General features: G+C 61.3%; 16 protein-coding genes. 2 read left to right on the top strand and 14 right to left on the bottom strand.

Annotated elements, in window-relative coordinates:
• Positions 1-121: 121 nt before the first annotated feature.
• A complete protein-coding gene (locus ACTG2O_RS17070) occupies positions 122-346 on the top strand; it encodes a zinc ribbon domain-containing protein (protein ID WP_005344872.1) in 225 nt (74 codons plus the stop codon).
• A 373-nt stretch (positions 347-719) separates the two neighbouring features.
• Here the strand turns inward: ACTG2O_RS17070 and mltF are convergent, their stop codons facing one another.
• Positions 720-2,204, bottom strand: coding sequence for a membrane-bound lytic murein transglycosylase MltF (gene mltF, locus ACTG2O_RS17065; protein WP_005344877.1), 1,485 nt, complete (start codon positions 2,202-2,204; stop codon positions 720-722).
• 149 nt (positions 2,205-2,353) lie between these two features.
• Between mltF and purL the strand changes: the two genes are divergently transcribed.
• Complete coding sequence (gene purL, locus ACTG2O_RS17060; protein WP_216962183.1) at positions 2,354-6,277, top strand: phosphoribosylformylglycinamidine synthase; 3,924 nt, start codon at positions 2,354-2,356, stop codon at positions 6,275-6,277.
• 72 nt (positions 6,278-6,349) lie between these two features.
• On the opposite strand, the gene ACTG2O_RS17055 is transcribed toward purL, so the two are convergent.
• The 13 genes from ACTG2O_RS17055 to nuoE all read right to left on the bottom strand — a co-directional run bounded on the left by ACTG2O_RS17055 (position 6,350) and on the right by nuoE (position 22,701).
• Positions 6,350-7,891, bottom strand: coding sequence for an HD domain-containing phosphohydrolase (locus tag ACTG2O_RS17055; protein ID WP_254203392.1), 1,542 nt, complete (start codon positions 7,889-7,891; stop codon positions 6,350-6,352).
• A 16-nt stretch (positions 7,892-7,907) separates the two neighbouring features.
• Positions 7,908-9,338 carry an HD domain-containing phosphohydrolase gene (locus tag ACTG2O_RS17050; protein ID WP_439976380.1) on the bottom strand — a complete coding sequence of 477 codons (1,431 nt, stop codon included), beginning with the start codon at positions 9,336-9,338 and terminating at the stop codon, positions 7,908-7,910.
• Between the two features lie 2 nt (positions 9,339-9,340).
• Complete coding sequence (locus ACTG2O_RS17045) at positions 9,341-10,465, bottom strand: FIST signal transduction protein (RefSeq protein WP_216962189.1); 1,125 nt, start codon at positions 10,463-10,465, stop codon at positions 9,341-9,343.
• Positions 10,466-10,646: 181 nt separating this feature from the next.
• On the bottom strand, positions 10,647-12,110 hold the full coding sequence (nuoN, locus tag ACTG2O_RS17040; protein ID WP_227340747.1) for an NADH-quinone oxidoreductase subunit NuoN: 1,464 nt from the start codon (positions 12,108-12,110) through the stop codon (positions 10,647-10,649).
• A complete protein-coding gene (gene nuoM, locus ACTG2O_RS17035; RefSeq protein WP_439976379.1) occupies positions 12,107-13,651 on the bottom strand; it encodes an NADH-quinone oxidoreductase subunit M in 1,545 nt (514 codons plus the stop codon). Before nuoM ends, nuoN begins: the two co-directional genes overlap by 4 nt.
• Positions 13,652-13,749: 98 nt before the next feature.
• Positions 13,750-15,597 (bottom strand): NADH-quinone oxidoreductase subunit L, encoded by a 1,848-nt coding sequence (gene nuoL, locus ACTG2O_RS17030; protein WP_439976378.1) that lies wholly within the window; start codon positions 15,595-15,597, stop codon positions 13,750-13,752.
• A complete protein-coding gene (gene nuoK / locus ACTG2O_RS17025) occupies positions 15,594-15,902 on the bottom strand; it encodes an NADH-quinone oxidoreductase subunit NuoK (RefSeq protein WP_005337247.1) in 309 nt (102 codons plus the stop codon). Before nuoK ends, nuoL begins: the two co-directional genes overlap by 4 nt.
• Positions 15,899-16,450 carry an NADH-quinone oxidoreductase subunit J gene (nuoJ, locus tag ACTG2O_RS17020; RefSeq protein ID WP_005337246.1) on the bottom strand — a complete coding sequence of 184 codons (552 nt, stop codon included), beginning with the start codon at positions 16,448-16,450 and terminating at the stop codon, positions 15,899-15,901. Before nuoJ ends, nuoK begins: the two co-directional genes overlap by 4 nt.
• Positions 16,451-16,460: 10 nt before the next feature.
• Positions 16,461-17,003: an NADH-quinone oxidoreductase subunit NuoI gene (nuoI, locus tag ACTG2O_RS17015; protein WP_005337245.1), complete on the bottom strand. Its 543-nt coding sequence runs from the start codon at positions 17,001-17,003 to the stop codon at positions 16,461-16,463.
• Positions 17,004-17,013: 10 nt separating this feature from the next.
• A complete protein-coding gene (gene nuoH, locus ACTG2O_RS17010) occupies positions 17,014-17,982 on the bottom strand; it encodes an NADH-quinone oxidoreductase subunit NuoH (RefSeq protein ID WP_005337244.1) in 969 nt (322 codons plus the stop codon).
• Positions 17,979-20,735 (bottom strand): NADH-quinone oxidoreductase subunit NuoG, encoded by a 2,757-nt coding sequence (gene nuoG / locus ACTG2O_RS17005; RefSeq protein ID WP_439976377.1) that lies wholly within the window; start codon positions 20,733-20,735, stop codon positions 17,979-17,981. Before nuoG ends, nuoH begins: the two co-directional genes overlap by 4 nt.
• A gap of 41 nt (positions 20,736-20,776) precedes the next feature.
• The gene (gene nuoF / locus ACTG2O_RS17000) at positions 20,777-22,162 is read right to left on the bottom strand and encodes an NADH-quinone oxidoreductase subunit NuoF (RefSeq protein WP_439976376.1); all 1,386 of its coding nucleotides are present in this window, start codon (positions 22,160-22,162) and stop codon (positions 20,777-20,779) included.
• Positions 22,159-22,701, bottom strand: a complete 543-nt coding sequence (gene nuoE, locus ACTG2O_RS16995) for an NADH-quinone oxidoreductase subunit NuoE (protein WP_234928252.1) — start codon at positions 22,699-22,701, stop codon at positions 22,159-22,161. Before nuoE ends, nuoF begins: the two co-directional genes overlap by 4 nt.
• Between the last annotated feature and the right edge of the window lie 79 nt (positions 22,702-22,780).

Here is a 22,780-nt window from a genome sequence, read left to right as displayed (position 1 = left end):
CTTGCGGCTGCCCTCACCGGCAGCCGCTTTGTTATCCTCGCCATGTTAAGGTGAGGAATAAGGGGAGGGGGATCTGCCATGGAACAAGACCATGGCAGATCCACTTTTCGAGGAGTTGATTATGGAAGCCCTGCTTTGTCCATCATGCCAGGCTGAACTGGATACCCGCAGCAAGGAGCAAACCTGTGGCCAGTGCCAGGCCCCTGTTCGCGTTACTGCCATCTGCCCCACCTGCCAGCAGGAGCTGGAGCGTCTCAAGGCGTGCGGCGCGGTGGATTACTTCTGCAACCACTGCAACTCGCTGATCTCCAAGCGGACGGTACAGTTCAAGGCGGCGCTGGTGTAAGACGATAATCAGGTGAGAAAGAAGATAAAAAAACCCGGCGAATGCCGGGTTTATGCTGTGTGCTCTGCAATAAGCAGGGTATAGGATCGATTTCTGCGCCACAGGTTGCGCTTGATGTCATTAAGCTTGAGTTTGCGTCTGGGGCTCCAGCTGCACTTCGCTTTTCTGACCAGACTGATTTTTCTACGTTTTTGCATCTTGGTCTCCTCCCAACTCAGGTGGCCATCCAGGCCTTGGGTCATTGATGGAGCCCATCCGAAATTGCTGTTATTTAATCTCTCAACATAATGAAAACAATGCGATTTCGGATAGGCTCCGATGTGAATCGATGGTAACAGAGAAGTTTGTGTGAAAACAGCCGAATAATGGCTGGTTAGCGCATGGTGATCTGATTGACCACTTCGGCGATGGCGGTGGGGCGCTCGGCCAGCTCGGGCTCGCTGTCGTTGTCGAGACTCTCCCGCTGATGTGCCTTCTGTTGCTCGTTGTCGAGCCAGAGCAGACTCTGGTAATACTGGCGCACGTTGTTGACATAGTTGCGCGCCTCGCTGCCACGGGCATAGCCGTAACGTACCTTGCGGTGCCAGCGCGCCTGTTGCAGCAGCGGCAGCACCTCTTTCACGTCGCTCCAGGCGTCGGGATTCTTGCCGAGCTCTTTGGTCAGGCGGCGGGCATCCATCATGTGGCCGTAACCGATGTTGTAGGCGGTGAGGGCAAACCACACCTTCTCGTCATCGGGCACCGAATCCGGCACCTTCTCCATCATCTGTTGCAGATAGAGGGAGCCACCTTTGATGCTCTCTTCCGGATGAAGCCGGTCGTTGACTCCCATCGCCTTGGCGGTGGGCTCGGTCAGCATCATCATGCCGCGCACGCCGGTGTAGGAGCGGGCCTGCGGGTCCCAGTGAGACTCCTGATAGCTGATGGCGGCGAGCAGACGCCAGTCGATATTCTTGGCGTGAGTCTGGAACAGCGGCTGGTACTTGGGCAGCAGGCTCTTGGCGCGCTTGAGGAAGGTGCGGGTATCGACAAAGTCGAAGTTCTGCACGTGGCCGAAGTACTTCTCGTCCAGCTTGGCAATGGCACCATCCATAAAGCGCTGACCGAAGAAGTCGATCACGCTGGCATAGAGGCTGTCATCGGGCAGCTTGCTCATGGCCCAGGCAACGGTTTGCTTCTGGGCCAGGGTCAGCCCCTCGGTGAGCTCTGGGTAGTAGCGCTGGGTACGGGCCAGCACGGTATCCTGCACCACCGTGTAGTCAATCTTGCCATCCACCACCTGTTTGAGCAGCTCCTCCACATCGGCGTTGTCGCTGGTGCTCCAGGCTAGTTTCGGATTCTCTTTGCTCATCTCTTTGAGCAGATCTTCACCAGTGGAGCCGGCGGCCACCACCAGCTTGCCCTTGATATCGTTCAATGAGGCCGGCTTGGGTTTGCCGTTGCGGTAGACCAGTTTGGGGGAGACCTGGTAGAAGCCCGGGCCGAAGCGAAACAGCTCGCGTCGCTCGGGGGTGACCATGATGGCGGCAGCCGCCAGATCGAGTTTGCCCTTTTTCAGCAGGGTGACCAGTTGGTCAGTGGTGTCGACCGGGATGATGGTGAGTTTCACCCCCAACCAGTCGGCATAATTTTGCGCCAGCTCGTAATCGAATCCCTGGGCGAGGTCGTCACGCTGGTAATAGGAGGTGGGACCATAGATGGTGCCAACCCGGATCTCGCCTCGCTGGCGGATCTGCTCCAGCTGGCTGGAGGGGCTATAGAAGTCGCAGCCAACCAGTGTCAGCGTCAACAACAGCCCGATAAACAGTCGAAAAATGCAGCGCAAGTAGGTGAGTACCTTTGTTGAAAAAATCGGCATTTGTCAAAAAAGAGGCACCTTTATACCAGAGAGTGTGCGCAGAGTCACACTGCACGAAGTGAGAAAAACGTTTGTCCGCTGTGAGCCAGATCCCTATAATACGCGCGTCTCAATTCCCCCCCACTTTAAAACTTGGTGAGAAAGGTCATATGGATATCTTGCGTGGTGCCCCAGCACTGTCTGATTTTCGTGTCCAAAAACTGCTGCAACGCTTCGCACAGATGAGAAATGAGAGTGGAGTAGAAAGCGGAGTAGAGATAGAGGATGTCTATGCCGAGTATGTGCACTTTGCCGAGCTGACAAGCCCCCTCTCTCCCCCCGAGCGAGCGACCTTGGGCCAGCTCTTGCGCTACGGCCCGACCATCCCCGAACACACCCCCAGCGGTCAGCTGTTTCTTGTTACCCCCCGCCCCGGCACTATCTCCCCCTGGTCTTCCAAAGCAACCGACATCGCCCACAACTGCGGCCTGAAACAGGTCAAGCGGCTGGAGCGTGGTATTGCCTACTACCTGACCATCAAGGGGCAGGGTGAGCTGAGTGCCGCCCAGCGCAGCGCCATTGCCGCCGTGCTCCATGATCGGATGATGGAAGTGGTGTTTGCCGAGATGAGCGAAGCTGCCGCCCTGTTTGCTCACCACGAGCCGCGCCCCTTCACCCAGGTGGATGTGCTGGGCGGTGGTCGCGCAGCCCTGGCCGAAGCCAACGTGGCGCTCGGTCTGGCGCTGGCCGACGACGAAATCGACTATCTGGTGGAGAACTTCACCAAGTTGGGTCGCAACCCCAACGACATCGAGCTCTACATGTTCGCCCAGGCGAACTCCGAACACTGCCGTCACAAGATCTTCAATGCCGACTGGACCATCGATGGCGAACAGCAGCCCAAGTCGCTGTTCAAGATGATCAAAAACACCTTCGAACAGACGCCGGATCATGTCCTCTCTGCCTATAAAGACAACGCCGCCGTGATGGAAGGGAGCCAGGGGGGCCGCTTCTTCCCGAGCCCGGCCAACGGCGAATACCAGTATCACCAGGAACAGGTCGACATCCTGATGAAGGTGGAGACCCACAACCACCCGACCGCCATCTCCCCGTTCCCGGGCGCAGCCACCGGCTCCGGCGGCGAAATCCGCGACGAGGGAGCCACCGGTCGCGGTGCCAAGCCCAAGGCGGGTCTGGTCGGTTTCTCCGTCTCCAACCTGCGCATTCCAGGCTTCGAGCAGCCCTGGGAGCAGGATTTCGGCAAGCCGAGCCGTATCGTCAGTGCCTTCGACATCATGCAGGAGGGGCCGCTCGGCGGCGCCGCGTTTAACAACGAGTTCGGCCGTCCGGCCATTCTCGGCTACTTCCGTACCTTCGAAGAGGAGGTGCCGAGCCACAACGGCGTCGAGGTGCGTGGCTACCACAAGCCCATCATGCTGGCAGGCGGCATCGGCAACATCCGCACCGAACATGTCCAGAAAGGGGAGATCCCGGTCGGCGCGGCACTGATTGTGCTGGGTGGCCCGGCGATGAACATCGGTCTGGGCGGTGGTGCTGCATCCTCCATGGCCTCCGGCCAGTCAGCCGAAGATCTCGACTTTGCCTCGGTGCAGCGTGACAACCCCGAGATGGAGCGCCGTTGCCAGGAGGTGATCGATCGCTGCTGGCAGCTGGGTGACGACAACCCTATCGTCTTTATCCATGATGTGGGGGCGGGCGGTCTCTCCAACGCCATGCCGGAGCTGGTCAACGACGGTGAGCGGGGTGGTCGTTTCGATTTGCGCGCCATTCAGAGCGACGAGCCGGGCATGAGCCCGCTGGAGATCTGGTGCAACGAATCCCAGGAGCGTTACGTGCTGGCGGTAGCGCAGGACAAGCTGCCGCTGTTCAAGGCCCTGTGCGAGCGCGAGCGCGCCCCTTATGCCGTGATCGGCACCGCGACCGAAGAGAAGCATCTGACCCTCTCTGACAGCCACTTTGACAATCAGCCCATCGATCTGCCGCTGGACGTGCTGCTGGGCAAGGCGCCCAAGATGCACCGTGACGTGGTGAGCCTCCCAGCACAGGGCAAAGCGCTCCAGCTAGATGGCATCACTTTGAGTGACGCGGCCGAGCGGGTTCTGCGTCTGCCGACCGTGGCGGAGAAGTCCTTCCTTATCACCATCGGCGATCGCAGCGTGACCGGTCTGGTCAATCGCGACCAGATGGTTGGCCCCTGGCAGATCCCGGTGGCCGATTGCGCCGTCACCGCTGCCACCTACGACAGCTATCACGGCGAAGCCATGTCCATGGGCGAGCGTACCCCGGTGGCGCTGCTCTCCCACGCCGCCTCCGCTCGCATGGCGGTAGCGGAAGCGCTCACCAACCTGGCACCGGCCCACATCGGTTCCCTCAAGCGGGTCAAGCTCTCCGCCAACTGGATGGCCGCTGCCGGTCACCCGGGTGAAGATGCCGGTCTCTATGAGGCGGTCAAAGCGGTAGGTGAGGAGCTCTGCCCGGCCCTTGGCATCACCATTCCGGTGGGCAAGGACTCCATGTCCATGAAGACCCGCTGGCAGCAGGATGGCAAGGAGCACAGCGTCACCTCGCCGCTCTCCCTGCTCATCTCCGCTTTTGCCCGGGTCGAGGATGTGCGCAACACGGTTACTCCGCAACTGCGTACCGATCTCGGTGAAACCGACCTTATCCTCATCGACCTTGGCAATGGCAAGCAGCGCCTCGGCGCCTCGGCGCTGGCGCAGGTCTATCGCCAGCTGGGTGACAAGGCGCCGGATCTCGACAATCCGGTCCAGCTCAAGGGCTTCTTCAACGCCATTCAGGCGCTGGTGGCCGATCGCAAACTGATCGCCTACCACGACCGCTCCGACGGTGGCCTGTTCGTCACCCTGACCGAAATGGCGTTTGCCGGCCACTGCGGCCTCGACATCCAGCTCGATCGCATCGGCGGCGAGCTGCTGCCGGCGCTGTTCAACGAAGAGCTGGGCGCCGTCATTCAGGTGCGTCGTGAAGATAAAGAGGCGGTGATGACTCTGCTGGCCGGTCACGGTCTGGCAGCCTGCTCCCATGTGCTCGGTACCGTGCGCGAAGGGGATCTCATCACCTTGCAGCGGGGCGGTCAGGAGGTCTATCGTGCCAGCCGTACCGCTCTTCGCACCATCTGGGGCGAGACCAGCTGGCAGATGCAGCGCCTGCGCGACAACCCGGCGTGCGCCGACAGTGAGCACGCGGCCCGTCAGGACGCCACCGATCCGGGTCTGCATGCCAAGCTGACTTACAACCCGTCCGAGGATGTGGCTGCTCCCTATATCGCCCGTGGGGTATCCCCCCGTCTGGCGGTGCTGCGCGAGCAGGGAGTCAACTCCCATGTGGAGATGGCGGCGGCGTTCGATCGTGCCGGTTTCGCGGCAGTGGACGTGCACATGAGCGACATTCTCTCCGGTCGCATCAAGCTGGAGGAGTTCCAGACCCTGGTGGCCTGTGGCGGCTTCTCCTACGGTGACGTGTTGGGGGCCGGTGAAGGCTGGGCCAAGTCCATCCTGTTTAATGACAACGCCCGCGAGCAGTTCCAGCGCTTCTTCGAGCGTGGCGATACCCTCTCTCTGGGTGTCTGCAACGGTTGCCAGATGATGTCCAACCTGCGGGATCTCATCCCGGGCGCCGATCTGTGGCCGCGCTTTGTGCGCAACCGCTCCGAGCGCTTCGAGGCGCGCTTCAGCCTGGTGGAAGTGCAGGAGTCCCCGTCGGCCTTCTTCGCCGGCATGGCAGGCTCGGTGATGCCGATTGCCGTTTCCCACGGGGAAGGGCGTGTCGAGGTGCGTGATGCCGCTCACCTGAACGCACTGCAGCAGAGCGGTCTGGTAGGGCTGCGCTTTGTCGATAACCGCGGCAGCGTGACCGAACAGTACCCGGCCAACCCGAATGGCTCACCGAACGGTATCACCGCCGTGACCACTACCGATGGCCGTGCCACCATCATGATGCCGCACCCGGAGCGGGTGTTCCGCACCGTGGCCAACTCCTGGCACCCCGACAACTGGGGCGAGGACGGCGCCTGGATGCGGATGTTCCGCAACGCACGGGTTCGTCTGGGTTAATAGAGACAGCACCAGCGCATAAAAACAGAAACCGGCCAAATTTGGCCGGTTTTTCAATATGGGCTCTGTCGATCAGGTTTGGCCGTGGCCAAGTTCATGAGGGGTAAACTCTCCCCGATCCAGAATACGCAGACAGGCATCGACCACGGCTTCATCCAGCTGGACTCCCCGCATGGCCATGATATGGGTTCGGGCCTGCGCAATCCCCAGGGCAGCACGGTAGGGACGATCCGATGACATGGACTCCACTATGTCGGCGACCGTGAGAATGCGCGCTTCCAGCAGGATCTGCTCGCCTTTTAACCCTGATGGATAGCCGGAACCGTCGAGATACTCGTGGTGCTGGTGGATCATCCGGGCTATGGGCCAGGGCAGGGCGATATCCTTGAGCACCAGATAACCCGCTGTCGGATGCTCCTTGACCAGATTGAACTCCTGGGGGGTCAGTTTGCCCGGTTTGGTGAGGATCTCGACAGGGACCTGGATTTTGCCGATATCGTGCACCATGGCGCCCAGATAGAGACCGCGTAGCGGTTTATCACCCAACCCCAGTTCTCGGCCGATGGCCAGCGCCAGGGTAGCGACATGCTTCTGGTGTCCGGCGGTGTAGGGATCGCGTTGTTCCAGCACGGCAGCGATGGCTCCCAGCGCATCCTCTAGGGCCAGCTCCAGTTGGCGGGCATGCATGGCTTTTTCACGCTGGGCGGCAAGATAGGCCTGCTGGGTTCGACGTGCCTGCAGGCCATAGGTCAGGTAGTCGGCCAGTCCGTTGAAGAGATGCACCTCCTCATCGGTGAAGGCTCTGGCCTGCGTGCTGTGAATAAGCAGTCCGCCTGGCACAGTGGCTTGCCACTGCAATGGCAGCAGCAGCCGTCCCCTCAAGGTGGCGGAGTGGTGGACCAGTTCGGTGCCAAGTGCTTCGTTGCGCATCTCGCCTGAACTGATTGCACTGATCAGGGCTGCGTCCCGGGTGAGCCAGTTATCGCTGGCAAACCAGACGGCCTGACCTGCCTGCGCCAGGATCTGTACTCTGTTCTGATCAGCGGTCTGCAGTACGGTCACCAGGGGAAAACGGCCATCGAAAGTGATGGCATCACAGATCTCCTGCAGTAGTGTCTGTTCATCCCCCTGCTTGAGCATGGCATGGTGGGCGCGGGTTATTGCTTCCAGCGTCCAGGTATATTGCTGGAGACGCTCCTGCTGCTGTTTCTGGTCGGTGATATCTTCGAAAAAGACAGCGACACCGATCACCTTGCCCAGCTCATCGTACAGGGGAAACTTGGTGGTACTGAGCCAGCGGTCTTCACCCCCTTTCAGATAGGGTTCTTCGTGATGCCGGGTTGTGCCGCTGGCCATGACCTGGAGATCGTCATCCCGGTAGCGTTGGGCCAGCTCGGCCGGGAAAAAATCGGCATCGCACTTGCCAACCAGTTCGGCCGGGGTGAGGGCCAGATCGTCGGCCAGCAGTCGGTTGCAGGCGATGAAGTGTGAACGGGTATCTTTCAACAGGACGCGATAGGGCAGCTGTTCCATCACCTGATGGAGCAGGGCTGCGGTGGGGTGAGAGCTGACGCCCGGTGGCTGAATGGATGGCGGTAGATCTTTTAACATCATCTTGGTGCAACCAGAGTCAGGTGGTAGTAAAGCGGTAGCCCGCTTGCCAGACGGCGAAACAGGCATCGACCACCTGTTTGTCGTAATGCACACCGGCATAGCGCGTCAGCTCGGCGAACGCATCGGTGAGAGAGAGGGCGCGCCGGAACGGACGGTGGGCCGTCATGGCGGCCAGGGAGTCGGCGACCCGTATAATCCTCGCCTCCAGCGAGATCGCATCCCCCTGTAGCCCTTGTGGGTAGCCGCTACCATCGAGATTTTCATGGTGCTGCATCACTATGGTGGTGATGGGCCAGGGGAAGTCAATCTGTTGCAGGATCTCGCGGCCAGTGTCCGGATGCTGTTTGATCAGTTCGAACTCAACCGGCCTCAGTTCCCGCGGGCGTGTGAGGATCTCCGCCGGGATCTGCAGCAGGCCGATGTTATGCACCATGGCCGCAAGACCCAATCCATCCAGCTGCTCTTGCGGCAGTTGCAGCTGTTGACCTATAGCCAGCGCGAGATCATGCACGCGCCGTTCGTGTCCTGCCGTGACCGGATCTTTGTGGGCAATCGCGGAGGAGAGGGCCGCGATGGTCTGAAACAGCAGGGTGCGCTGGCGCTCCTCGCTTTCCTTGATATGGGTGATGTCGACCAGTGCCCCTATGATTCCGGCCACCTCGCCCTGATGGTCATAGAAGAGATCCTTGAAGTTGAGCACCTGGTAGCGGTGGCCGCTGCGATCAAACAGCGTGTGTTCAAAATATTGCGGCTGCCTGCTGCGCAGCACCTCCATGTCCCTTTGGGTATATTCGTCCGCCATCTCCGGGGGCAGGATTTCGTCCACCCGCTTCCCCTGCAGCTCGGCCTTGCTGATCCCGGTGACCTGGGTAAAGGCCGGGTTGCAGCTGAGAAAGCGCCCTTCGACATCCTTGTAGAACACCGGGATGGGAATGGCCTTGAGCAGGGATTCGTTGAGGCGCTGCATGTCGACCAGCTCGGCCTGCTGGCGCCTGGCGAGCTGTTCGCTGTCCTTGCACAACTGGATGGCGCGCGCCAGATTACCGAGCACCGGGCTGAACAGATGGCAGACCGGCACTGTGTGCTGCTGGGGTTGGGGGGCCAGCAGCAAGATGAGATATCCCCCGTCAACCCTGAGCCGATAGGCAAAGTGGTACGGTCGGCCACCGGGGAGAGGCAAGGTCGTTTGCAGCGCACATTGGTCACCTTCAACAATCCAGGCAGGCAAGGAGAGCAGCGAGCCACTGTGCCGGGATAGCTGATCATCACCAATGACCTTGAGCAGCTCATATCCTTCCCGTTGCTGCTGCAATACCACACCAACCGGTGTGGCACAGTGAAACATAAAGCGCTGCAACACTTTGGTGAGCAGGGCATCGAGTGTGACCTCCCGACCGATGCAGAGGGCGAGATCGCAGACAATGGCCATGGCGTGATCGTTATTCATTGCTAACCCTCGCTGAGACAGAGGATGGCACCGTTGTGAAAGAGCGGGTAATCCCCCGGCCTTACACTTCCTATCTCGCCAAGAGAGAGGGCCCCGACCAGCTCGTGGGCTCCGCTGTGGCTAAAGAGGGTCTCCAGCTCTAGGGTGCTCTGTTCGCCGAAGTGCTGCTGACGGCCGGCGCAGTAATAGATCTCGAGGCGCTCGGGTGTACCGTGCCGGCCGAGCTTCTCGGCCAGTTCGACAGCGTGCTCTGTGGGGCTTTCCGGGGCTTTCAGCAGTGTGAGAATACTGTGGTCAGGCACCTCTCCGACGCAGAGCAGGGCACCGTCGTCGGTAACGGCGACCGGGATCCGCACGATCACATCGCCATTGGCTCGCAGCAACCCCAAGGGCAAATGTACACCGTACCGATAGAACTGCTCTGGTGTGAGGTTTTGCTGGAACTGTTGCCGGATCAGGGATTGATAGCGGCTAAAAGCCGGCTCCCAGTCGATAAAGGAGATCTTGTTGCCTTCACTGCTGGTTGCGAGCATGGGCTGGGCAGTGAGTTGATAGCCGTGCTCCAGCAAGGGGGGACTGTGGGGGGAGAGCAGTGCACAGCTGACCCCATGCCCCAGCAATCTCTGGGTGTCAAACAGGCAGGGCATGGCTGTGAACTGGCCGCTACCTGCATTGACACCCGCATAGTTGACCCTGTCCGCCAGCCTTAGATAGATCCCCTCGAGCAGGGTTGCAATATTGGGGAGCATGGCGTCAAAGGTGAGAAAGAGGGTGGGAACCTTCTCGGTGTCCGGCCATTCTGCCAGTCGGGACGCCAACTGCTCGCAGATGATATCGGCCAGTGTATCGGCACTGGCTGTAGGGGAGAGCGAGAGCAGCAGAGGATTGTGGGATGCTGGTCGGGGCAACAGCCAAGCCCCCCTTTCGTGGAAACCGTGCCGACTGACAAGGCGTGGAAAGATGGCGCCGCAGAGTTGAATGTTGAGGCGCTGACACTGCTGCTGCAGATCGGCAACGCGTGCGGCATCCCGCTCGGCTAGCAACACATCGAGTCGTTGCCCCTCATAGGGAAGCAATGCATCGGCCAGTGGATGCGCATCAAATTGATGAAAAGTAGGCTGCATCATCGCTCGGAACTCCATTCCTGCCAGTCATCAATATATCAGCAAGGGGGTTGGATGAATACCGGACGAGACCAACGGCTGCACGGGGTGTGAGATGCCAACACAAAAGGGTCTCTGCCAGCAGGCAATCCACATAAAAAAGAAACCGGCCACATGGGCCGGTTTTGAAGGGAAATGAGCCGGGTTACTGCAACACCACCTGCTGAAACCCTTGTACCAGGCTGATGACCGGCTGGGGATAGAGCCCCAGCAACACCACCAGCGCTGCAGAGAGCAGCACTACCACACCACCGGAGGAGAGTGCCCAGTCGGCGCTGGCATCCCGCTGCTGCATACCCGGTTCGCGCAGATAGAGGGTCACCATCACCTTGAGGTAGTAGTAGAGACCCAGTGCGCTGCCGAGCACGATGGCACCGGATAGCCACCAGAGCTGCGCCTCGACGGTGACGCCGATGAGGTAGAACTTGCCGATAAAGCCGAGGGTCATCGGGATGCCCGCGAGTGACAACATCATCACCGTCAGTACGGCAGTCAGATAGGGGCGCTTCCAGAACAGACCGCGATAGCTGTGCAGGGAGTCGGCATCCTTGCCGCGATAGGGGCTCGACATCATGCTCACCACCCCAAAGGCACCCAGGCTGGTGAACAGATACATCAGCAGGTAGACCCCGGCTGCTTCCACCGGCATCTGGCCGAATCGGCTCGCCACGATCACCGCCAGCAGGTAACCGAAGTGGGAGATGGAGGAGTAACCCAGCATCCGTTTGACGTTGGTCTGCACCAGGGCCAGCAGGTTGCCGACCAGGATGGAGATGACCGCCATGGCTGCCAGCAACCAGTGGATCATGGGATCGCTCGCCGCCGGTACCGCCAGATAGAAGCGCAGCAGCACGGCAAAGACCGCCACCTTGCTGACGGTGGCGAGGAAGGTGGCGACCGGTGCCGGTGCCCCTTCGTAGACATCCGGCGTCCAGAGGTGGAAGGGGGCAAGCGACAATTTGAAGGCGAATCCGACCAGCATTAACCCCAGACCGCCCATCAGCAGCGGGTGGTGAGCCGGGCTCTCGGCCAGGGTCTGCCCCAGGGCAGCAAAGCTCAAGCTGCCTGCCTGTGCATAGAGCAGCGCCATGCCAAACAGCAGGAAGGCGGTGGCGGCGGCAGAGAGCACCATGTATTTCACCGCCGCTTCCAGCGAGTGGCGCTCGCGGTAGGCGTAACCCACCAGACCGAACATTGGCAGGGTCAGCATCTCGATCCCGATAAAAAGAGAGGCGAGGTGACGGGAGCAGGCCAGCACCAGACCACCGGCGGTGGCGATCAGCAGCAGCAGGAAGAACTCCTCCCGGTTGTCCGGGTAGGCTTTCAGCCAGGACTGACCGAAGGTGCAGGTGGCTAGAGCGCCGATCAGTACCAGTCCCATGTAGAAGACGGCGTAACTGTCCACTTGCAGCAGCGGGGTGACCCCCTGATCCCCTTGCGCCATCACGATGGGCAGCGAGAACAGAGCAAGGTTGAGGCCAACAATGGTCACGGTAAAGGCAGTGGTGACACAGCGGCGCCAGGCGATGGCCAGCATCAGGGCCGCCATGGCCCCGGTGGTCAACAGCAGGGGAAGCAGTGCCAGCAGTTGGGAAGCGGAGAAAGTCATTGCAGGGCTCCAGCAGTCGGCAGCAGATACCAGTGCAGCACGTTGATAAGGCTGCTGCTGGCGGTGTCAATCACGTGTTGGGGATAGAGGCCAAGCAGAACCAGCAGGCCCGCGATCACCATCATCATGGTCAGCTCGCGGCGATCCAGTCCCTTGAGCATGCTCTCATCCTTGGCCGGGCCAAAGCAGGCGCGCTGCAACATGATGAGGGAGTAGACCGAGGCCAGTACCAGACCGAAGGTGGCGACCGCCGTGATGACAGGGGCAACCTGGAAGCTGCCGACCAGGATCAGGAACTCGCCGACAAAGTTGCCGGTGCCCGGCATGCCGAGCGACGCCACCGAGAAGAAGAGCATCACACCCGGCAGATAGCGCAGACGCCCCCACAGACCACCCATCTGGCGCAGATCCCGGGTGTGCAACCGCTCGTAGAGCTGACCGCAGAGGATAAAGAGGCCGGCAGCGGAGAGACCGTGGGCGATCATCTGCACCACGGCGCCCTGCAGGGCCAGCTCGCTACCCGAGTAGATAGCGATCATCACAAAGCCCATGTGGGAGATGCTGGTGTAGGCTACCAGCCGTTTAATGTCGGTCTGGGCAAAGGCCACGATGGCACCGTAGACGATCCCGATCAGGCCAAGCACCATGGCGTAGGGGGCAAACTCGGCGGACGCCTCGGGGAAGAGCGGCAAGGCAAAGCGCAGCAGACCATAGGCGGCGGTTTTGAGCAAAATACCGGCCAAATCCACCGAGCCTGCGGTCGGCGCCTGACTGTGGGCATCCGGCAGCCAGCCGTGCAGCGGTACCAGCGGCATCTTGACCGCGAAGGCGATGAAGAAGCCCAGCATCAGCAGCCACTGAACGCCCTTGCTCATCTGGGTATTGAGCAGCTCCAGATAGTTGAAGGTGAAGACTCCGGTGGCATGCTGGTGGGTCAGCACCAGCCCGATGATGGCCACCAGCATGATAAGGCCGCTCACCTGGGTGTAGATGAAGAACTTGGTCGCGGCGTTGATCCGTGATTTGCCGTCAGTGACCGAGTGGCCCCACAGGGCGATCAGGAAGTACATGGGGACCAGCATCATCTCCCAGAAGAAGAAGAAGAGGAACAGGTCCAGCGCCATAAAGACCCCGAGCACGCCGCCCAAGATCCAGAGCAGGTTGAGGTGGAAGAAGCCGATGCGCTGCACGATCTCTTTCCACGAACAGAGAATGGCCAGTACCCCGATAAAGCAGGTGAGGATCACCATCAAGAGCGACAGGCCATCCACCGCCAGATGCAAAGAGATGCCGAAGCGGGGGATCCACGGCAGGCGCCACTCGGCGGCCCAGGCGGAGGCAGCACCGGAGACGCCCGCGCTGTCGAGGCCGGTCGTGGCAAGGGAGAAATCACCACTTAGCCAGATGGCACAGGAGAGCAGCAGGCTGGCGCTCATGGAGAGCAGGGCAACCCAGCGGACAAACTGCCCGCCGAGACGCTCCATCTGCCAGCAGAGCAAGCCGCCGATAAAAGGAATTAGCAAGATCCAGAGTAAGGTCACGGTATCAGCTCTCGTTCAAGTTCATATGAGATTGCGCTCCCTGTTCCATCAGGGAGAGCAAACAGCCTGGCTGTATGATTGTCCGGTTGTTCATCGCGTTATCCCAGCAACAACAGCGCCAGCACCAGCACGGCGCCGATCCCCATGGAGGCGGCATACCAGCGCAACTTGCCGGTCACGGTCCAGGCCAGCAGCTGGTTGCCACGCAGGGCAAACCAGGCGGGCAGGCCCATCATCCAGTCCAGCGGATCCTGTCCGACCAGACGGGTAGCCAGCAGATAGGGCTTGACCCACAGCTGGTCGTAGAGCCAGTCAAAGCCCCAGGCGTTGAACCAGAGGGTGCTGAGCAGACGGCCCGGGGCGCTGTTGGCAATGGATGTGGCCAGACGGCGCTCACCAAGGAACAGAAACGCAGCCAGCGCGATCCCTGCAATGGCGATGATGCCGGAGGTTATCTCCAGTGCATGACGACCCTCTTCGATATGATCCCCCGGGCCTGCCGGCAGCACACCTGCCAGCGGTGGGGTGATAAGAGCCCCAATCCCGGTGGAGAGCACCAGCAGAACCAAGAGCGGCAGATGGTGAGCCAGACCGTGACCGGCGTGGGCTTTGGTCTGCTCTTTGCCATGGAAGGCGATGAAGATCAGCCGGAAGGTATAAAGCGAGGTGAGGAATGCCCCCGCCAGACCTGCCCACAGCAGCGCGCTTTGGCCAGAGGCTTCTACTTGCCACAGGATAGCGTCCTTACTGTAGAAACCGGAAGTGACCAGCGGCAACGCCGCCAGCGCCGAGCCCCCCACCAGGAAGCAGGCGTAGACCAGCGGCAAACTCTTGCGCAGGCCACCCATCTTGAAGATGTTCTGCTCATGGTGGCAGGCAACGATCACGGCACCGGCGGAGAGGAACAGCAGCGCCTTGAAGAAGGCGTGGGTCATCAGGTGGAAGATGGCCCCTTCCCATGCGCCGACCCCCAGTGCCAGAAACATGTAGCCAATCTGGCTCATGGTGGAGTAGGCGAGGATCCGCTTGATATCGGTCTGAACCAGTGCGGCAAAGCCTGCCAGCACTAGGGTGATGGCGCCAACCAGCCCGACCAGATGCAGCACCTCAGGCGCCAGCAGGAACAGGCCGTGGGTACGGGCAATCAGGTAGACACCGGCGGTCACCATGGTGGCGGCGTGGATCAGTGCGGAGACAGGGGTCGGGCCTGCCATCGCATCCGCCAGCCAGGTTTGCAGCGGCAGCTGGGCTGATTTGCCGACCGCGCCGCCCAGGAGCATCAGGCAGGCCAGCGACAGGGCAGGGGAGCCCTCGGCAAACAGGGTCGGTGCGCGCACCAGCAGCTCGTGGATATTGAGGGTGCCTAGTTCCCGATAGAGGATAAACAGGCCGATGGCGAGGAAGACATCACCCACCCGGGTCACGACAAATGCCTTGAGGGCCGCCGCTCCGTTCTTGCGATCCTTGTAGTAGAAGCCGATCAGCAGATAGCTGCACAGCCCTACCCCTTCCCAGCCGAGGTAGACAAACAGCAGGTCATCGGCCAGCACCAGAAACAGCATGCTGGCGATAAAGAGGTTGGTGTAGGTGAAGAAGCGGGAGTAACCCTCTTCCCCACGCATATACCAGGAGGCGAACAGGTGGATAAAGAAACCCACACCGGTCACCACCCCCAGCATGGTCAGCGACAGGCCATCCAGTGCCAGTGAGAAGCTCGGGGTAAAGTTGCCCACCGCCATCCATTGCCACAGGCGCTGGACATAGACGCCCCCCTCGGGCGGGTTGCCCAGAAAGTCGATGCCCACCCACAGGGTAGTGAGGGCCGACAGGCCAATGGAGCCTACCCCGATCAGCGCCGAGGTACGCTCACCAAACCGGCCGAGGGAGAAGGCCAACACCAGCCATCCCAGCAGCGGAAATAAAAAAGTCAGATATAAGAGGCTCATCCGCGCATCTCGCTCACAGTGTCCACGTTCAGGGTGTGGTAACGACGATAGAGCAGCAGTAACAGGGCAAGGCCGATACTGGCCTCCGCTGCCGCCAGAGAAATCACCAGGATATACATGATCTGGCCATCGGCCTGGGCCCAGCGGCTACCCGCCACCACAAACGCCAGTGCCGAGGCATTCATCATGATCTCGATACTCATCAGGATGTAGAGCAGGTTGCGGCGGATCAGCAGACCGCACAAGCCGATGCAGAAGAGCACCGCGGCCAGCAGGAGGCCGTGCTCCATAGGGATTCCATTCATTGCTGACCTCCTTCTTGTGCAGAGCGGGAAGCAGAGCGCGGGACGGAGAGCACTTCACCGCTCTTCTCTTCCCGACCCAGGTGATAGGCGGTTACCAGACCCGCCAGCAGCAGGATGGAGGCAAGCTCCACCGCCAGCACATAGGGGCCAAAGAGCTCGACACCCACCTGCTTGGCGGTCACCTCGGTCACGCCGATCAGGCCCCCGGTCACCCCGAGAATGCCGTGGGCCAGAAAGCCCAGCAGGATCAGCGAGAGCAGGGCTGGGCCCCCCCAGGTCATGGGGGTGAGCCACTTTTTCTCCTGCGCCTGGGCACTCCCCAGGTTCAGCATCATCACCACGAACACGAACAGCACCATGATGGCGCCGGCGTAGACGATCACCTGCAGGGCGCCTGCAAAGGCGGCACCCAGGCAGAAGAAGATCATGGCCACGGCGATGAGGGAGATGATGAGATTGAGCAGCGCATGCATGGGATTGCTGGTGCTGATCACCCGCAGCGTGCTGTAAATGGCCACCAGGGCCGAGGCATAAAATGCCAGTTCCATGATTGACTCCTCAGGGCAGCAGGCTCTTGACATCGATGGGCTTGGCTTCGTTTTCGGCATCCCCTTTCGGCTTGCCGTCAATGGCCATCCCGCTCATGCGATAGAAGTTGTAGTCCGGGTATTTGCCGGGCCCGCTGATCAGCAGATCTTCCTTCTCGTACACCAGATCCTGGCGGCGATACTCACCCATTTCGAAATCCGGCGTCAGCTGGATGGCGGTGGTGGGGCAGGCCTCTTCACACAGGCCGCAGAAGATGCAGCGAGAGAAGTTGATGCGAAAGAACTCCGGATACCAGCGACCATCTTCCCGCTCGGATTTTTGCAGCGAGATGCAGCCGACCGGGCAGGCAACTGCGCAGAGGTTGCAGGCCACGCAGCGCTCGTCCCCGTCGGGGTCGCGGGTCAGCACGATGCGACCGCGGTAGCGGGGGGCCGCATAGACAGCCTGCTCCGGATAGTTGAGGGTTTCACGGGGCCGCCAGGCATGGGAGAAGACCATGGCCAGACTGCGTAACTGGGTGCCGACACCCTGAATAATGCTAACAATTTTCATATTGAGTGCCTCACTGCGTACTTATCAGTACAACTGCCGCGGTGACCAGCATATTGATCAGGGTCAGCGGCAAGCAGACTTTCCAGCCAAACGACATCACCTGGTCAAAGCGCGGGCGAGGCAGGGAGGCCCGCAGCAGGATGAAGAACACCATGAAACAGGCGGTCTTCAGGGCAAACCAGATGAAGGGGGGCAGCCAGGGGCCGTGCCAGCCACCGAAGAAGAGGGTCACGATGAGCGAGGAGATCAGCACGATGCCGATATATTCGCCCACGAAGAAGAGACCCCACTTCATCCCCGCATACTCGATGTGATAGCCGTCGGCGAGCTCCTGCTCGGCTTCCGGCTGATCGAACGGGTGACGGTGGGTGACGGCGACACCGGCAAACAGGAAGGTGACAAAGCCCAGGATCTGGGGCACCACGTTCCACAAGTCTGCCTGTGCCTCGACGATATCCCGCAGGTTGAAACTGCCGGTCTGGATCACGATCCCCATCAGCGACAAGCCCAGGAACACCTCGTAGGAGAGGGTCTGGGCCGAGGCGCGCAAGCTGCCGAGCAATGAGTATTTGTTGTTGCTCGACCAGCCGGCGAACAGCACCGCATAGACCGCCAGCCCTGCGATGGCCAGGATGTAGAGCAGCCCCACATTGAGATCCGCCACGCCCCAGGTGGGGGTGATGGGCACCACCGCAAACGCCAGAATAAAGGCAGTGAAGGCGATGATGGGGGCCAGGATAAAGATCCGCCGATCGGCAAACGGCGGGATCCAGTCCTCCTTGAAGAACATCTTGATCATGTCGGCGGCCAGCTGGAGCAGACCAAACGGCCCCACCCGGTTGGGGCCGTAGCGATCCTGCCACAGGGCCAGCAGACGGCGCTCGATGAAGCTCATGAAGGCGCCGGCCCCCACGATCCCCACCAGCACGATCAGTGCCTTGCCCACCTCCAGCAACAGATCGATCAGCGACTCGCTCATGCGATCACCTCCTGCAGGTTAGTGATTGAGGCTTGTTGCAGGGCCGTCGGCAGGCCGTTCACCCCAAGGGGGAGTCCCACCAGACCGGCGCTCAGCTGATCGCTAAGCCGCAGACGCAGTTGCCAGTGGCTACCGCCCCAGGAGAAGGAAACCTGACTGCCCCCGTGGAGGGCCAGACGCTGCGCATCAAGGGGATTGAGCACCAGCTCGGGTTCGTTCATCCGGGCCTGAATGACCGGGCTGCGAGCGGAGAGCTCCTCGCCGCCAAACAGCTGGGCATAATTGACCACCTGCAGTGCCTCTGCGGCCTTGAAGGGGGCGGGGATGGTGGTGAACCAGCCGAGCAGCTCCTTGCCTTCTGCCTGCTGGTCTGTTGCTTCCAGCAGACGGCGACCCGGATCGCCAGCACGCAGTTTGCCACCCACTTCATCCTGGAACTTGTTCCAGGCGGAGGGAGAGTTCCAGCCCGGCGCCCAGGCGAACGGTACTTGCGGCAGCGGCTGACGGGCTCCGGCATACCCTTCCATGGAGAAGTTGAAGGGGGAGTCGGGATCTTGCGCTACCCGCGGCTCGCTGACGTTCTGATCCGCCAGCATGGAGGTGCGACCACTGTAGCGGTGTGGCTCACGGGCCAGCCGCATGCCACGGATCCGCAAGCCTGCGTTGGGCGCCGCTTCCAGCATGGTAGCGAGCAGCGGATTGCTGGTGGCGCAGTCATGATTGACCTGGTCGAAGTTCTGCCAGCGCAGCGGCTTGCGTTCGATCGCCCCTTGCAGCGCCGCCAGCCAGCGCCACCCTTCACGCACCTGAATATCGGCGTTGTAAAAGGCGGGTGCATAGACCTGGAAGAAGCGCTGGGCGCGCCCTTCCATGTTCACCAGGGTGCCATCGGCTTCGGCAAAACTGGCCGCTGGCAGCACCAGATCAGCCTTGTTGGCGGTCGGGGTCGCCTGATGGTCGATGACCAGCAGGTGCTGCAGCCGTGCCAGCGCAGCATCCACCCGGTTGCGTGGCGCGCGGCGGTAGAGATCGTTCTCCAGGGTGACCAGCGCCAACCCCTCTTCGGACTCGATACGCGCAAGGGCGGCTTCGAGTGGCTTGTCTGACAAGGTTTGGGCGCCCAGCATGGCCAGACCCAGCGAGTTGGCCTCCTGGCCAACCAGCGCGATGCTGGCTTCCAGTCCTCGGCCTTTCAGGGCGCGGGCAATGTTGCTGGCCGCCTCAAGCAGCGCCACATCGTGGGCACTGGAGCCTGCAATGATGAGCGGCTTCTTGGTGTTGCCGAGCAGCTCGGCCCAGCGAGTCGCTTGTGCCTGCAGCTCGGGGCAGAGGTCGGCCACGGCCGGTGCACTCGGGTCGAGCAGGTTGGCGATGGCAAAGCCAAGGCGCGCCTGATCGGCATAGGGGGCGTGCAGCTTGTCGGCCGCCACATCGTCAAGACGGGTGGTGTCGAGACTGGTGATGAGCAGCGGGTAGCGCTCGTTCTGACCCAGGGTCTGAACGGCGGCGACTTGCCACAGATCGACCTTCATCTTGCGGGCCAGCTCGCGAGCCTTGCCCTTGACCGACTGACGCAGCGCCAGCGCGATACGGGCAGCGCTCATGGTGACATCCTCGCCGAGCAGCAGAATGGCGTCGGCCTCTTCCATGTCCCGCAGGCTCGGGGTCGGCACGCCGCCCTGTTGCAGGATCTGCAGCATCTTCAGCTGACAGGCCCACTCGGCCTGCTCGACGCCAGCGTAGAAGTTGTCTGCCCCCACCAGCTCGCGCAGGGCAAAGTTGCTCTCCAGCGAGGCGCGGGGCGAGCCGATGCCGATGAGGCCACGGGCCGTGCGCAGGGCATCGGCGGCGCGGTTGAGGGCGCCATCGACCGTGATGGTCAGCTGGTCGTTGCCATCTTTGAGCAGCGGTTGGCGCGGGCGATCGGCCAGATTGACGTAGCCATAGCCAAAGCGGCCACGGTCACAGAGGAAGTAGTGGTTGACGCTGCCGTGGAAGCGGTTTTCGATGCGGCGCAGCTCGCCATAACGCTCGCCCGGACTGATGTTGCAGCCCACGGAGCATTGCTGGCAGATGCTGGGGGCAAATTGCATGTCCCACTTGCGGTTGTAACGTTCGGAGTGGGTCTTGTCGGTGAAGACGCCGGTGGGGCAGACCTCCACCAGGTTGCCGGAAAATTCACTCTCCAGGGTGCCATCCTCGACCCGCCCGAAATAGACGTTGTCGTGGGCACCATAGACCCCGAGATCCTCGCCACCGGCATAATCCTTGTAGTAACGGACGCAGCGGTAGCAGGCGATGCAGCGGTTCATCTCGTGACCGATGAAGGGGCCCAGCTCCTGATTCTGGTGGGTGCGTTTGGTGAAGCGGTAGCGACGGCTGTTGTGGCCGGTCATCACCGTCATGTCCTGCAGGTGGCAGGCGCCGCCCTCTTCACACACCGGGCAGTCGTGAGGGTGGTTGGTCATCAACCACTCCACCACGCTCTTGCGAAATTCTTTAGCCTCTTCATCCTCGATGGCGATGTAGCTGCCATCGGTGGCCGGGGTCATGCAAGACATGACCAGACGACCGCGTTTGTCATCGGCATTCTGATACTGTTTGACCGCACACTGGCGGCAGGCGCCAACGCTACCCAGCGCCGGATGCCAGCAGAAATAGGGGACGTCCAGACCCAGCGACAGACAGGCTTGCAGCAGGTTATCTGCTCCGTCTACCTCGTACTCTTTGCCGTCTACATAAATGGTTGCCATACAACTTCCCTGAAACCTGTTTTGTGAAATCTGTGGTGTCGTTACCAGCGCTCGCCCAGCAGATTGGGCTGGATCCCTGTGACCGGCTTGCGGTTATCACCGCTGCCTTTGATCCCGGCCTCGAATTCGGAGCGGAAATATTTGATGGCGCTGGCGAGCGGCTCGACGGCGCCCGGTGCGTGGGCGCAGAATGTCTTGCCCGGGCCAAGGAAACCGCAGAGTTGCTCCAGGGTCGCCAGATCGCCGGATTGCCCTTCGCCACGCTCCAGTGCCCGCAGCAGCTTGACGCTCCAGGGCAGGCCGTCGCGGCAGGGGGTGCACCAGCCACACGACTCGCGGGCGAAGAACTCCTCCATGTTGCGCAGCAGGGAGACCATGCTGATGGAGTCATCCACCGCCATGGCGAGGCCAGTCCCCATCCGGGTACCTACCTTGCCGATACCGGCGGTATACATCTGGGCATCGAGGTGCTCCGGCAGCAGGAAGCCGGTGCCAGCGCCGCCCGGTTGCCAGGCTTTCAGGCGATAGCCGCTCTTCATCCCGCCGGCGTAATTTTCAAACAGCTCGCGGGCGGTGATGCCAAAGGGCAGCTCCCAGACCCCGGGGTTGTTCACCTTGCCGGAGAAGCCCATCAGCTTGGTGCCGTGATCTTCCGAGCCCGGCAGCGCCAGCCCGTGATACCAGGCGACCCCGTTGCCGATAATGGCAGGGACGTTGCAGAGGGTTTCGACGTTGTTGACGCAGGTGGGTTTGCCCCAGACGCCGGAGACGGCGGGGAAGGGGGGTTTGGCGCGCGGGTTGGCACGGCGCCCTTCCAGCGAATTGATCAACGCAGTCTCTTCACCACAGATGTAGCGGCCGGCGCCGGTGTGGACGAACAGCTCGAAGTCAAAACCGGATCCCAGAATGTTCTTGCCCAGTAGACCGGCGGCCTTGGCCTCTTCCACCGCACGGCGCAGGTGGATGGCGGCATCCACATATTCGCCGCGCAGGAAGATGTAGCCGCGATAGGCCTTGAGCGCCCGGGCGCTGATGATCATCCCCTCGATCAGCAGATGGGGCAGTTGCTCCATCAGCAGGCGATCTTTCCAGGTGTTGGGCTCCATCTCGTCGGCGTTGCAGAGCAGGTAACGGATGTTCATGCTCTCGTCTTTGGGCATCAGCCCCCACTTCACGCCAGTGGGGAAGCCCGCGCCGCCACGCCCCTTGAGGCCGGCATCCTTGACGGTGCTGACGATCTCATCCGGGCTCATCTGGCCGAGCGCCTTGCGGGCGGCGTCATAGCCCTGCTTGGCCTGATACTCCTCCAGCCACACCGGCTGGCCGTCGTCCCGCAGCCGCCAGGTGAGCGGGTGGGTCTCGGCGGTGCGGGCCGTGCGGTTGGCGGTGCCAAGAGAGGCGAGGATCTTGTTCTGCGGCAGGCTCATGGGTAAGCCTCCAGCGTTTTCAGCAAGGTCACCGGATCGAGGCCGCCATAGGTGTCGTCATCGATCATGATGGCTGGCCCCTTGTCGCAGTTGCCAAGACAGCAGACCGGCAGCAGGGTGAAGCGGCCATCCGGGGTGGTTTGACCGGGGCCGAGGTTCATCACCTCCTTGAGACCGGCCATCAGATCTTCATGGCCATTGATGTAGCAGACCATGCTGTCGCAGACGCGGATGATGTGACGCCCTACCGGCTGGCGGAAGATCTGGCTATAGAAGGTGGCAACCCCCTCCACGTCGCTGGCGGGAATGCCGAGCTCGGACGCGATGGCATGAATGGCGCCGTCGGGAACCCAGCCTCTGGCCTGTTGCACGATCTTGAGCGCTTCGATGCTGGCGGCGCGGGGATCTTCGTAGTGGTGTTTCTCGTGTTCGATGGCATCGAGTTCAGCCTGGCTCAGAACGAAGTCGTCCTGTTTGCTGCTGCATGCCCCTTGCCCCTGTGGGGTCTGATTATTGTGACACTGACATTGCTGGCTCATGACTTGACCTTTGGTGGCTTGTCCTTTTACTGCTCGTCCGGCGATCCCGATTCCCGGCCATGGCCGGGAGGGCGGATCA

The organism is Aeromonas sp. 61P, from assembly GCF_051919545.1.
Lineage (GTDB): Bacteria > Pseudomonadota > Gammaproteobacteria > Enterobacterales > Aeromonadaceae > Aeromonas > Aeromonas veronii.
This window is presented reverse-complemented; position numbering and strand designations above follow the sequence as displayed.